At 37.2% G+C, this 12,897-nt stretch carries 13 protein-coding genes; 10 read left to right on the top strand and 3 right to left on the bottom strand.

Features of this window, described 5'->3' with window-relative positions:
* Positions 1-51: 51 nt before the first annotated feature.
* From JWR23_RS16560 to bioD, 4 genes are all read left to right on the top strand, one after another.
* Positions 52-429 (top strand): hypothetical protein, encoded by a 378-nt coding sequence (locus JWR23_RS16560; RefSeq protein WP_299517447.1) that lies wholly within the window; start codon positions 52-54, stop codon positions 427-429.
* A gap of 117 nt (positions 430-546) precedes the next feature.
* Positions 547-906: a hypothetical protein gene (locus tag JWR23_RS16555; RefSeq protein WP_299517446.1), complete on the top strand. Its 360-nt coding sequence runs from the start codon at positions 547-549 to the stop codon at positions 904-906.
* A gap of 70 nt (positions 907-976) precedes the next feature.
* The gene (locus JWR23_RS16550) at positions 977-2,107 is read left to right on the top strand and encodes an 8-amino-7-oxononanoate synthase (RefSeq protein ID WP_299517444.1); all 1,131 of its coding nucleotides are present in this window, start codon (positions 977-979) and stop codon (positions 2,105-2,107) included.
* Positions 2,097-2,705, top strand: a complete 609-nt coding sequence (bioD, locus tag JWR23_RS16545) for a dethiobiotin synthase (RefSeq protein ID WP_299517443.1) — start codon at positions 2,097-2,099, stop codon at positions 2,703-2,705. The genes JWR23_RS16550 and bioD overlap by 11 nt, the downstream gene beginning before the upstream one ends.
* On the opposite strand, the gene JWR23_RS16540 is transcribed toward bioD, so the two are convergent.
* Positions 2,700-3,401 carry a hypothetical protein gene (locus tag JWR23_RS16540; RefSeq protein WP_299517441.1) on the bottom strand — a complete coding sequence of 234 codons (702 nt, stop codon included), beginning with the start codon at positions 3,399-3,401 and terminating at the stop codon, positions 2,700-2,702. The two genes, bioD and JWR23_RS16540, sit on opposite strands and share 6 nt — an antisense overlap.
* 112 nt (positions 3,402-3,513) lie before the next feature.
* Between JWR23_RS16540 and JWR23_RS16535 the strand changes: the two genes are divergently transcribed.
* The 5 genes from JWR23_RS16535 (at position 3,514) to JWR23_RS16515 (ending at position 10,454) form a co-directional block, all read left to right on the top strand.
* Positions 3,514-4,413, top strand: a complete 900-nt coding sequence (locus tag JWR23_RS16535; RefSeq protein WP_299517439.1) for a 3-hydroxybutyryl-CoA dehydrogenase — start codon at positions 3,514-3,516, stop codon at positions 4,411-4,413.
* A 43-nt stretch (positions 4,414-4,456) separates the two neighbouring features.
* Entirely contained in the window at positions 4,457-4,750 is a 294-nt protein-coding gene (locus tag JWR23_RS16530; protein ID WP_299517438.1) for a hypothetical protein, read from the top strand.
* A gap of 521 nt (positions 4,751-5,271) precedes the next feature.
* Positions 5,272-7,686 carry a gliding motility-associated C-terminal domain-containing protein gene (locus JWR23_RS16525; protein ID WP_299517437.1) on the top strand — a complete coding sequence of 805 codons (2,415 nt, stop codon included), beginning with the start codon at positions 5,272-5,274 and terminating at the stop codon, positions 7,684-7,686.
* Positions 7,683-8,666 (top strand): type IX secretion system membrane protein PorP/SprF, encoded by a 984-nt coding sequence (locus JWR23_RS16520; protein WP_299517435.1) that lies wholly within the window; start codon positions 7,683-7,685, stop codon positions 8,664-8,666. The genes JWR23_RS16525 and JWR23_RS16520 overlap by 4 nt, the downstream gene beginning before the upstream one ends.
* Before the next feature lie 6 nt (positions 8,667-8,672).
* Positions 8,673-10,454: an OmpA family protein gene (locus tag JWR23_RS16515; RefSeq protein WP_299517433.1), complete on the top strand. Its 1,782-nt coding sequence runs from the start codon at positions 8,673-8,675 to the stop codon at positions 10,452-10,454.
* Positions 10,455-10,484: 30 nt separating this feature from the next.
* Here JWR23_RS16515 and JWR23_RS16510 read toward each other — a convergent pair whose 3' ends face one another.
* The gene (locus JWR23_RS16510) at positions 10,485-10,808 is read right to left on the bottom strand and encodes a fibronectin type III-like domain-contianing protein (protein WP_299517432.1); all 324 of its coding nucleotides are present in this window, start codon (positions 10,806-10,808) and stop codon (positions 10,485-10,487) included.
* A 109-nt stretch (positions 10,809-10,917) separates the two neighbouring features.
* Positions 10,918-11,199 (bottom strand): hypothetical protein, encoded by a 282-nt coding sequence (locus tag JWR23_RS16505; protein WP_299517431.1) that lies wholly within the window; start codon positions 11,197-11,199, stop codon positions 10,918-10,920.
* Positions 11,200-11,409: 210 nt separating this feature from the next.
* Between JWR23_RS16505 and JWR23_RS16500 the strand changes: the two genes are divergently transcribed.
* The gene (locus tag JWR23_RS16500; RefSeq protein ID WP_299517430.1) at positions 11,410-12,861 is read left to right on the top strand and encodes an arginine deiminase family protein; all 1,452 of its coding nucleotides are present in this window, start codon (positions 11,410-11,412) and stop codon (positions 12,859-12,861) included.
* Positions 12,862-12,897: the final 36 nt, after the last annotated feature.

The following is a 12,897-nucleotide window of genomic DNA, read 5'->3' as shown; positions in this document are numbered from 1 at the left end:
CCAATAGTTATATATTAGTGTATATAATATTTAACAATTAAACCAAAAGACATGAAAAAGTTATTATTTGTATGCGCATTCGTAATGGGAATTTGCGCGGTTAGTTTTGCCCAGGGCAGACAACAACGAACTCCTGAAGAATTAACTACAGCTTTAAAAACATCTTTAACTCTTAATGATGACCAAACAGCTAAAGTTAAAACAATTTATGACGTGCAAGCAAAAAGTATGGACAGCTTAAGAACAGCCATGACTGCTGGCGGTGATGCACCTGACAGGACTGTAATGATGGCAAAAAGAACTCCAATTACAAATGCTACCAATGCTAAAATCAAAGCTATTTTAACCGCTGACCAGGCTGCTACATTTCAAAAACAAATAGATGCGCAAGCTGAAAGAATGAAACAATTTATGCAAGGCGGTAATTAATCGTTAAAATCTGATAAAAGAAAAGCTCCTATAAACCGGGGCTTTTTTATTACATGTTGGTGTATAAATAGCTATATATTAGTGAAGTATTTTTTAAAACAATTAAACCTAAAAGAAATGAAAAAATTATTATTAGTATGCGCCTTCGTATTAGGAGTTAGCGCAGTTAGCCTTGCACAAGGCAGACAGAGAATGACGCCTGAACAACAATTAGCGTCGGTTAAAACGATGATAGCACCATTAACGCTTACTGATGACCAGGCTACTAAACTTACTGCTGTTTATACAGCTAATACTAAAAGCACCGATAGCTTAAGAACAGCTGTACCAGACAGAGATGCACGTATGCCTGCACAAACTGCATTAAGAACAGCGCTTACAGCGAAAGTTAATGCTATCTTAACCCCTGAACAAGCCGCAGCGTTAAAAAAAGGACAGGATGAAATGCGCGCTAAAATGCAACAAGGCGGTAACTAATACTGCAAGACTGATAAAAGAAAAGCCCCGATAAACCGGGGCTTTTTTTATTTTTACCTAAAATTACACATTGGCATCGGCAGAGAAATATATCGAACAGCGGCTTAATGACAGGCGTATAGCTGGCTCTTACAGGATTTTAAAGCCTGAAAATAGCCTGGTTGATTTTTGCTCAAACGATTATTTAGGTTTTTCAAGGTCATCGATCTTAAAAAATAAAATAGATGAGGAAATAAATAATAGTAACCTTGTTTTAAATGGTGCAACCGGTTCGAGGTTAATATCAGGAAATTTGAATTATACAGATAAACTGGAAAAAGAAATTGCTGATCTGTTTAACAGTGAGGCGGGTTTATTGTTTAACTCGGGCTATGATGCTAATTTAGGGTTGCTCTCTTCCCTACCCCAACGTGGTGATACTATAATAACAGATGAACTTATACACGCCTCTATAATTGATGGCGCTCGACTAAGCCATGCTAACCGTTACACCTTTAAACATAATGATATAGCCAGTCTTGAAGCTAAATTAAAGCAAGCCAAAGGCAATTGTTATGTGGTAATAGAAAGCGTATATTCCATGGATGGCGATACGCCACCCATAATTGAGCTATTAGACCTAACAGAAAAATATGGCGCGCATTTAATTGTTGACGAGGCACATGCAGTTGGTCTGTATAAAACAGGAATTATAACCCGGCTTAAACTCGAAAAACGCGTCTTTGCCAGGATAGTGACCTTTGGCAAAGCATTAGGATGCCATGGCGCTGTAGTATTAGGCAATAATTTATTGCGTGAATATTTGATAAATTTTGCACGGTCGTTTATATATACCACGGCTGCCCCACTACACCAGCTGGCATCTATAAAAATGGCCTGTAAATTATTGCAGCAATCTGCCAAAGAGATAGCCGCACTTCAAAATAATATTAATTTATTTAAACAAATGCTAACTGCATCCAAAGCATATCCATTAATTAATAGTGAAAGCGCTATTCAGTGTATCCTGCTAAAAAGCAATGAATGGGCTAAAAAAACGGCAATGTATTTGCAGGATAACGGTTTGGATGTTAGGGCTATACTCAGTCCAACAGTTGCGCAGGGCAGTGAAAGAATAAGAATATGTCTGCACGCTTTTAATACAGTTAATGACTTGACATTATTAACTAATACAATTAATAATTTATTATATGCAGGCTAAACCATTATTTATAACCGGCATTGGTACAGGTATTGGCAAAACAATAATATCGGCTATTTTAACTGAACAATTAAAAGCCGATTATTGGAAACCTATACAATCCGGCGATCTGGATAATAGTGATACTTTAAAGGTTAAAAGCCTGGTATCTAATAACAGATCAAAATTTCATCCCGAAGCTTATTGTTTAACTCAGCCTTTTTCGCCGCATAAATCCGCAGCTATTGATGGCATAATAATAGATCCTAAAAGTATTCATCTTCCTGAAACTGATAATCAATTAATTATTGAAGGCGCCGGAGGTTTAATGGTTCCGCTTAATGATGATTTTTTAATGATAGATCTGATTAAGCAGTTAGATGCTGAAGTTATCCTGGTAGTAAAACATTATCTGGGCAGTATTAATCATACGCTGTTATCGTTAGAAGCATTAGCCAATAGAAATATTCCTGTAAATGCGGTGGTATTTAATGGCGATAGTGATGCGTATGCAGAGCAAGTAATAGTTAAATACGCCGGAACAAAAAAAATCCTATCAATTACAGTAATTGATAGGATCAATAAAGAAAATATAGCGCTGCAAAAAATAGAACTATAAGGTATTGTATTGAGTAATTAGCTTAGCCAGATCGGCATCATTCTTTAAATTAAGATTATTGCTTTTTATATAAGCATCTAATTCAGTTTGTTTGGCACCCAAAGCCGCCTCTACAGATTTTTTATCTTTTTTAATGCGTACAAGTTTACCCGATACTACCAGGTAGTAATCAATATTATCAACCACTTCCCTTGTTGTAACAGCGGTGCCCAGGTCTTTCTTGTATTCTGATATTGATTTAGCATTTTTTCTAATTAATTTAACTTTTCCGTCGCTTAGTATTTCAAAAAATGCATCGTCACCAAACTTTCCGTTACCCGGTATTTTGCCAAATTTCGCTACCGTACCATCAGCAGCTGTAATTGTAAAATCGGCAACCGGTGTATCAAATTCGCCCATTTTATCATCCTTGATTTGTGTAAAGAGTTTATCTTTTAACTCATCATATTTTACAACTTTGTCCTTTTGTACAGAGCCATCGGCAAAAGTAACATCGGCCTTGCTCCAATCAACAATAAAATATGGCGAACCCACCAAACCTGAATATTCGGTAGCTCTTCTAACATTGCCTGCGTCATCTACAATTGTGCCAGAACCTGACCCTTGGTTATAAGAACTGGTAAGTTGCGCTTTGGTTACAGTAGCTATGGCACTAAAAATTAATAATGCGGCAACAGTTTTTAAATTGGATTTCATATGTTTATAATTGATGTATACAAATATATACTATAATATTTATGATAGTATAACACATTATATAGTTAAACACAAAAAGTAACACTTTTAATACAGAGGGTGTTTTGTAATTATGAGAAATATAACAGTAATAGGCTCAGGAACAATGGGTAATGGTATAGCCCATACTTTTGCGCAGTACGGTTTTAATGTTGCATTGGTTGATATTAATAACGATGCGTTACAGCGCGCACTGCAAACCATAGGTAATAATTTAGATAAACAGGTAAAAAAAGGCACTATTGATGAACAGACAAAAACAAATACTTTAAGTAATATTAAAACCTATATAGATATAAAATCTGGCACTGCAAACGCCGACCTGGTTGTTGAAGCGGCAACAGAGAGCCGTGATATTAAATTGAATTTATTTAAGCAGTTAAGTAACTTATGTGCGGCACATACCATACTGGCATCTAACACTTCCTCTATATCTATTACAGAAATAGCAGCGGTTACAAAAAACCCGGGTAATGTAATAGGCATGCATTTTATGAATCCGGTACCATTAATGAAACTGGTTGAAGTAATCAGGGGGAAAGAAACCACCGACAAAGTTACCCTTACCATTATGGAGCTTTCTAAGCAACTTGATAAAATTCCGGTTGAGGTAAATGATGCGCCTGGATTTGTGGCAAATAGAATTTTAATGCCTATGATAAATGAAGCAATATATACTTTGCATGAAGGAATTACCGGTGTTAAAGAAATAGATACCGTAATGAAATTAGGCATGTCTCATCCCATGGGCCCTTTGCAACTTGCCGATTTTATTGGCCTTGATGTATGTTTGGCTATATTAAATGTACTATATATTGGTTTTAACAATGAAAAATATAGGCCATGCCCGCTGCTTACAGAGTTAGTTTCTGCAGGCTGTTTGGGTATAAAATCAGGAAGTGGATTTTATAAATATACTGTCGGAAGTAAGGAATTAATAGTAGCCGATAAATTTAGAAAAACCAATATTTAAACTTTTTAAAAACATACTTGTCAAAAAGAAAAATTGATGACAAATGAAAACTATAGCAAAAACCGGAATATTATTAGCTTTAGCCGGCAGCCTTTTAACCTCGTGCTACGGGGGATATTATTATGTTAGAACACGCCCGGCAGAACCTTATTATATTAGGCCCGCATCACCCTATTATGGTGCTGTTTGGATTGACGGCGAATGGGAATGGAACAACGGAAGATACTCTTATATAGGCGGTCATTGGGAAAGACCACGTAACGGCCGGGTTTGGGTTAGAGGTAGTTGGCATCCGGGCTCAAGTGGTTATGCATGGCACAGAGGTTATTGGAGATAATACTCCATAGGAAAAATTATTAACAATGGTCGATCAAATCACTAATGACCGGCCTTTTTATTACATTAAATAAGTTAAACTAAATTACTTTGCATTACGTATAAGCAGAATAATAATAAGTGGGTACGTGCGCAAATGGTAAATTAATATTATAACCACCAGCTTTTGTATGCATAGTAGCCATATATTACTTTATTTTAGTGATTTTTAAATGTGATTCCGCTTCTGTTTTTAGTAACGGAATCCAATAAAAGCAGATCCAATCGCTGCCCATTTAGGAAAATGCTTTCTTTGCATAATCAATTTATTGAGGCTGAACTGGTTATGCGATAATATAAAAATGATGTTGTAATATTTATTTATTTATCTTTAAATTTATAAATCTATCTAAGCCTTTACAAATGCGGCGACAGCAATCTGCCTATATCTATAATGTTTTCATAACCCGGTTAAGCTCTTCGGTAAGAAATTGGTCTCTTTATAGTCATCTACTTTTATTATTATTCTTGCCCCTGGCTGTTTTGGCTGAAGGGAGTAAACAACTTGCTGAAAATGGCGGCAATCGTGCCTTTCTATATTCAAGCAATACCAGTAGCTTAGCGTTTCCCTTCCCTACTTTTGGCACAATGAAGGTTTATGTTAAAGCCGGTGAAACTCTATATATAGGATCAAGTGCACAAGGCATAGGCTCCGGAACTATTAACTTAAGAGCGCCCGACGGCAATACTTATACCAGTGGTACATCAGCAACTGTAGGTTTAATTACTAACCGGAGCCAGGAGTTGGCCGGTCCGCAACCTAATGCCGGCGGATATACCCCCTATACACGTTTAGTTACAGCCGCCCAGGCCGGCATTTGGGAAATTGATTTTATAGCGCCCAGTAATGGAAATGATCCGGAGTCAAATCCTGTCGCTATTGCTGCAAATGGCAATTGGGTTCAACCTTCAGGCCAATATATAGCTGCATTTGATATATCAGTACGCGATGCAAGTAATTCATCTTTCTTAACCGGCCGGGTATTTACTAATATTTTTTGCGGCATAATAAGTGCTTATAACGGCGGTTTTAACGCCATAATGCATATTCTCACAAAAGATGGTTATAAATATGATCTGGATAACAACGGGCAAGCAGGAAATGGGTTTTCGTTTTTTGTAAATAATAAAGGTTTTAGAAATGCCGGTGGAACTGCAAGTTATTTAAGTATTAATAGCACCAATACTCCAAACGTACAAGATCCGAGGGCCTCGGATACACAAACAGATATTACCGACAAAATATTCTTCAATGCACCGGCTGCTGATCTTCCCGCAACTGCAAGCACGCCTGGTGGAGGTAGTACATGGCTAATAAATCCTCCGTTTATACCAAGTATCAGCGCTATTAGTTTTACAGGAAATGAAGGATCTGTTGGTAAAACCGGTACATCACCGTTAGGTGGTACTATTAGTTTTACAGCTACAAGCAATGGTAGTTATACAATTGCAATTGATATTGATCATAATGGAACTTTTACTGATGCTATTGACCGCAAACTAACCGGCATTGCTAATACAGGACCTAACCAGGTTAGTTGGGATGGATTGGATGGATTAGGCAATAAAGTACCTGCAGGTACAGTAAGCTATACGGCAAACATAACTTTATTATTATACAGCGCCGAGGTTCACTTCCCGTTTTTTGATGTGGAAAGGAATGTTAACGGTATTAAACTAACCCGAACGAGCGGTGCTAATTCTCCTGACAATACAGTTTATTGGGATGATAGCCAGCTAACTATATCAGGTACGCCTTCAAATCCGTTGCAAAACTTAACCGGTATTAATAGTTTAATAAATGGTCATAAATGGGGAAGCCCCACAATTGATCCTAACGCCGATATCGATTTTGGCAACAACAAAAGCATAGATACCTGGTCGTATGTAACCAGCCCACCCTTAACAGCAACAGTAAATTTTATTGTACAGGAAGCAGATCTGGAAGTAGTAAACTTAACATCTAATTCCACCGGTGGGTGCGTTGGTCAAAAAGTAAACTATACTATATTGGTAAAAAATAATGGACCGAGTGACGTTAACGGTGCTATTTTTTCGTTTACCTTTCCAAATGAACTATCGGGGCTTGTGGTAACAAGCACGCAAACCGCAGGTACTGCCAGTGTAAGTGCCGAAACAACATCGGCAAATTCATACAAGGCTACACTGAATATGACAAATGGAGCAACCAGAACTTTTTCTATTACCGGAACGGTAACTGCTTTGCCAACCAGTAATGATTTGAGTGTAACAGCCGCCATTTTACGTCCGGCAGATGTTACTGACCCTGATGCTACCAATCCTGATGGCGCTATTCCTTCTGATCCGTTGGCAGAATGTAATTCTTCACCATCCGGTAATGGCTGTAACAATATTAAAACAAATACTCTCCCGCTTCTTGCAGCCCCTAATGCCGGACCCGACCAGTTAGTCGAAGTAAACACAACTGCAACACTTACTGCTAATACAAATGGCACATGGACACAATTGGGTATTACGCCTGCTATAGCAAATATAAATGCACCGGCAAGCGCCACTACTACAATAACCGGCCTAACAACTATAGGTACATATAATTTTGTTTTTACTAACACTAATGGCTGCGCAGATACTGTTGCCGTTAAAGCAATTACAGCTAATGTATCAACTCCAAATATTTTTACTCCAAATGGTGATGGCAAGAATGATGTTTACGAAATAGCGGGGATAACGCTTTATCCCGGCAGCCAGTTCCTGGTATATAACAGGTGGGGTAATGAAGTTTACCGATCAGAAAATTACGCGAATACATGGGATGGTAAAGGGCTGGCAGAAGGTACCTATTTTTATATCCTTAACAGGAAAGAAAAAACAGGTACCATTACAACTTTTAAAGGTTGGATATATTTAAAACGATGAGGATTAGAAGCGTGAGAAAATATACTTTGCTATTTATACTTTTTGGTTTTACTAAAAGCTTTGCCCAGCAAACCTTACAATATAGCCAATATATGTTTAATGGTTTAGCAGTAAATCCTGCTTATGCAGGCTATAAAGAAGATTGGACATTAAGCTTGGGTAGCCGCTTGCAATGGGCAGGTGTAGATGGGGCCCCAAAAACCAATAGCCTATCAATAGATGGGGTAACAAATGGCGATACAAAAAATATTGGTTTAGGCTTTCTTGTTAATAATGACAGGCTTGGCCCCGAAAATAATTCATCAGTGTATATTAACTATGCGTACCGATTACGGCTAAATGAAGAAGACTCACAACGTTTATGTTTTGGTATAGCTGCAGGTGCAATTCAATATAGTATAGATGGTTCGCTATTTAATCCTGCAAATACCACTGATCCTACCGTTCCTTCAGGTATACAAAATAAAGTTTCGCCCGATTTTAGGGCGGGCATTTATTATTATACACCATTAATGTATGTTGGAGTATCTGCGCTTAATTTACTGCCTCAGGTTGGGTTAGATCCAAATTCGATATTTATTATACCGGTAAGAACTTACTATGCGACGGGCGGATTGATTTTACCATTAACCCCAGAACTTAGCTTAAAACCCTCAATAATGTTTAAGGAGGATCTTAAAGGACCTACCAACATGGATGTAGCAAGCTATTTAGTTTTTAATAAAGTATTATGGGTTGGGGCAGCTTATAGCTCGGGCGTACTATTATTGAATAAGCCTGATTTACCGGTTGTTTTAAACAGAACCGCCGCACTTACGGCCAGCGTTGCTGTAAATGTAACTCCGCGCTGCCGCATTGGCTATTCGTATGATTTTGTTACTACCGCACTTCCCGGTTATCAAAGCGGTTCGCATGAGCTATCATTTAGTTTAAGTTTTGGAAGAAGTAGAGAAAGAATATTAAGTCCACGTTTTTTTTAAATGATCATGAAAAAGATAATAATCCTTATCCTATTAATAAATGGTCTAATAATACAGGCAATAGCACAGGAAGCGCTTAACAAGAGAGAAATTGCTGATATTCTTTTTGAACGTTACGAATATTTTAAAAGCCTGAACATATACCTTGTACTTGCAGGAAGAAACAACCCTAAACTACAAGTAGTTGAACGCGTTGCGGATTGTTATCGTTTGATGAATAATTACGAAAATGCAGAAATATGGTATAAAAAGGCCATAACCTACCCTAACGCATCCTTGATCGATACTTATTACTATGCCGAAACATTGCTACATAATAAAAATATAAAGGAAGCCAGGGAGCAGTTTAAATTGTATTATGATAAAACAGGCAATACAACTAAGCTTAAATTTAAACAGGCAACGTGTGATTCGGCTGAAAAATGGATGCAATCGCCCATTAACGCATTTACTATAAAAAACGAACAAAAATATAATAGTAAATATTCTGATTGGGGCCTAAATTATTATGGCAAAACAGAGTTTATTTTTACATCAGATCGTAAAGTAAGCGATAAACAAAAGGATACTTACAGCCGTAATGGCGACGGTTACTTTAATTTATATTACTCAAGTGGCGACCAGGTGGTTCCTCTCCCATTACAAACAAAGGATAATCCATTATTTACCACCAATTATCATATTGGGCCAATAGCTTTTAATACAGCCGGAGACACCGCGTATATTACCATAACTACAACGGTTCCTAAAGATCAATTAGCTGTTGATAAAAAAATTAAAGGCAGTACCCAGCAATTATATACACGTAGGCTACAGTTAATAATAGCAACCAAAACAAATGACCAATGGAATAAATTTAAAAGTTTCCAGTACAATAATATAAAAGAGTATTCTATAGGTCATGCTACCTTATCAAAAAATGGAAATATTATATACTTCACGTCTGACATGCCGGGAGGAGAAGGTAAAACAGATATATGGTATTGCGAAAAATTAGCAAATGGCACATGGGATAAACCTGTTAATTGTGGCAAACTAATAAATACTGATGAAGACGAAGCTTTCCCTATTATAAGTGGTGATGGCGCTTTATATTATTCATCAACGGGTTTACCGGGTATGGGTGGCTATGATATTTACAAAGTAAAAGGTGAAAGATCAAAATGGAGCAAGCCTGAAAATTTAAAATATCCTGTTAACAGTACCAGTGATGATTTTTCTTATATAACCCGCGATAGCTTAAGTGGATATTTTTCATCAAATCGCGATGGCGGAACAGGTAATGATGATATTTATAGCTTTAGTTATAATAGCAGCTATAAACGCCCGCTTAATATTTCTGCGGCATCGTCGAAAAACACTGTCCCTCCTGTTGAAATTACAAAACCACAGGTGCTAACACCTACAAGCGTATTAAAAAAAGGTGAAAATTTTATTGTTAATAACATTTATTATGATGTTAACAAGGCTGACATTCGCCCGGATGCAGCAGTTGAGCTTGATAAATTGGCGTTAATTTTAAAACAACACCCCTCTTCGCGTATAGAGGTAGGCGCACACACAGATTCGCGCTCACCTTCATCCTATAATATGGCCCTATCTAACCGCAGGGCAGCCTTAGTAGTTGCTTATTTGGTTAAACAAGGTATTGCGCCCAACAGATTGGTAGCTAAAGGTTATGGTGATACCCATTTGCTAAATAAATGTGCCAAAGGTGAGTACTGTACCGAAGCAGAACACCAAATAAACAGGCGAACCGAAATACGCGTATTAAGCAATAATGAATAAATTAATGTGCAGTAAATATACAGGTACAATCTATCCAGTCTGAGTAACTAATTTAAATTTAGATTCAATCACATCGCTTGAGTTCGTTCCGATAAAAATTTTAAAATCGCCAGGCTCCGCAGTATATTTAAGGTCTGCATTATAAAATTTAAGATCGTTCACATTTATATTAAATGTTACAACTTTACTCTCCCCCTTTTTTAGAAATATTTTTTGAAACCCTTTTAATTCTTTTACGGGCCGGGTAATTGAGCCATAGATGTCCTGTATATACATTTGTACCACTTCTTCACCATCATGATCGCCCGTGTTGCTCACTGTAATAGATGCCCGAATATTCCCTGCGTTATTCATTACATTGGTATTCAGTTTAATGGGTGAGTAACTAAACGTAGTATAACTTAAGCCATATCCAAAAGGATATAAAGGTTCATTCGGGCTATCTATATAACGCGATTTGTATTTATTCATAAAATTGCCAACATATAGCCGACCGGTTAGGCATTTCATATTGTTGCCAATACTTTCCATCATAAGTTAACAGGCCCTCGGCATTGCCAAAATACATTATTCCATTTTTATCTTTAGATATAGACCAATTTTGATTACCGGATAGATAAGCGGATTTTGAATAATTTTGGATATGAGGAACACCAATACTCTTTATTTCATCAGCCATAGCGTGGCTGTTAAATAAAAAAACAGAAATAAAAATCAGCAGGCGTTTAATCAACTTTTGTTTCATGAATTATGAGCGTACTTAAAAAAGAAAGTAAATAATTCATTTACAGTTCACTATCAAGTATTAAACTTATTAAACAGGTATTATTGGTTATGGCTCCTAAAGCTATAATATTTTAATTAGGAATTAAATGTCTTTTTTAAAGAAGACTATTTTTTGCAGTTTAAAATATCCAGATAATTCTGAATAGCTTTGTATAGTTAAAAGCTACACATGATACTACATAATAACAATTTTAAAATAAATGTAAGTTCTGAAATTGGCAACCTGCGTTCCCTGTTGATCCATAGCCCCGATAACGGATTGGGCCGTGTAGTACCCTCAAAGGCGCAGGATTGGCTGTTTGAGGATATTGTGCACCTGGATAGCATGCGCAAAAACGAGTACGACTATTACGTTAAACTGCTGCTGTACTTTCTTGATCCGTATAAAATAAAAGGTAAGCTAAAAGACATTGATGCCAAAGAAAACAACCGCGATTTTTATAAGCCCGATAATAAAGGCTTCCATGCATCAGACAAAGTAATTGAGATACAAAGCCTGCTGGCTGATATTTTAGAAGATGAAGATATCCGCAATAAACTGGTAGCCTCTGTTTGCGCTATAGAAAGCTGCAATTATCGCCTGCAGGAAACATTAACAGATACCGCCCCGGTCGAGCTGGCTAAAATATTTATCTCGGGCTCGTTAAACAGTAATGAGATGATATTCGCTCCTATTCCTAATTTAATTTTTTCGCGCGATATAGGTATAGCCATAAATAACTACATGTTGCTTAATAAACCTGCAAAGAAAGCAAGGGCGCGCGAAACTTTATTGGCAAGATATATTTTCTTTAATCACCCACTATTTGCTGCTTACCGCGATAATATTTTAGAAATACCCGAAACCGTACAACAGTTTTTACGCCCCGGCGAAGACCAGGATGAAAAAACCACCTTAGAAGGCGGCGATGTAATGATGATAAGCCCCGAGCATTTAATAATTGGCTGTAGCGAACGCACCTCAAACAGTGGGGCCAATGAGGCCATTAAGTTGTTATTTGCAAATGATGTGGTTAAAAAAATAACGATAGTCAAAATTCCGCATAAACGGGATTATATGCACATAGATACTGTATTTACGCAGGTGAAACGCAATGTTTGGGTGCTGCTGCATTCGCTGGGGATATCACAAAACCCGGTTGAAGATAGTGAGCCCATAGCATGGTTCGCCGACAAAAAACAAAAGGATAAAGACAGAACAGATATTATACAGTTTGAAAAAGGAAAGAAAAAACCACGCGCATTTAATTGTTTAGAAGATTTGCTTACAGATATTAGTGAGAATGACCTGCAAAGCAAAGAGAAAACAACCTTCATATATTCTGGCAATGATACTTTTCCCTATGATGCCCGTGAACAATGGACCGATTCTTGTAACCTGTTAGCTATTAAAGAAGGCGTTGTTTTAGGCTATGACCGTAATGATAAAACCATTGAGGCATTTAAAAAGAACGGTTTCCAGGTGATAAAGGTTAAAGAGCTGCTCAGAAAGTTTGAAAACGACGAGCTTGACCCGCAAAGCATGAAGGATACACTAATTTTAATGCCTTCGGCAGAGCTTTCAAGGGCTCGCGGTGGTTTCCATTGTATGAGTATGCCGCTGCAAAGGGATATTATATAGTCATTGGTCATTGTGTCATTAGTCATTACATAGTTC

The organism is Mucilaginibacter sp. (assembly GCF_028288205.1).
In the GTDB taxonomy this organism is placed as follows: domain Bacteria; phylum Bacteroidota; class Bacteroidia; order Sphingobacteriales; family Sphingobacteriaceae; genus Mucilaginibacter.
Note: the sequence above shows the minus strand (reverse complement) of the source record. Positions and strands in the feature narration are given on the sequence as shown.

Coding starts and splice junctions, on each gene's coding strand:
- JWR23_RS16500 (WP_299517430.1), top strand. CDS start 11,410: ATGATACTACATAATAACAATTTTAAAATAAATGTAAGTTCTGAAATT.
- JWR23_RS16540 (WP_299517441.1), bottom strand. CDS start 3,401: ATGAAATCCAATTTAAAAACTGTTGCCGCATTATTAATTTTTAGTGCC.
- JWR23_RS16510 (WP_299517432.1), bottom strand. CDS start 10,808: ATGAATAACGCAGGGAATATTCGGGCATCTATTACAGTGAGCAACACG.
- JWR23_RS16535 (WP_299517439.1), top strand. CDS start 3,514: ATGAGAAATATAACAGTAATAGGCTCAGGAACAATGGGTAATGGTATA.
- JWR23_RS16505 (WP_299517431.1), bottom strand. CDS start 11,199: ATGAAACAAAAGTTGATTAAACGCCTGCTGATTTTTATTTCTGTTTTT.
- bioD (WP_299517443.1), top strand. CDS start 2,097: ATGCAGGCTAAACCATTATTTATAACCGGCATTGGTACAGGTATTGGC.
- JWR23_RS16515 (WP_299517433.1), top strand. CDS start 8,673: ATGAAAAAGATAATAATCCTTATCCTATTAATAAATGGTCTAATAATA.
- JWR23_RS16520 (WP_299517435.1), top strand. CDS start 7,683: ATGAGGATTAGAAGCGTGAGAAAATATACTTTGCTATTTATACTTTTT.
- JWR23_RS16555 (WP_299517446.1), top strand. CDS start 547: ATGAAAAAATTATTATTAGTATGCGCCTTCGTATTAGGAGTTAGCGCA.
- JWR23_RS16530 (WP_299517438.1), top strand. CDS start 4,457: ATGAAAACTATAGCAAAAACCGGAATATTATTAGCTTTAGCCGGCAGC.
- JWR23_RS16560 (WP_299517447.1), top strand. CDS start 52: ATGAAAAAGTTATTATTTGTATGCGCATTCGTAATGGGAATTTGCGCG.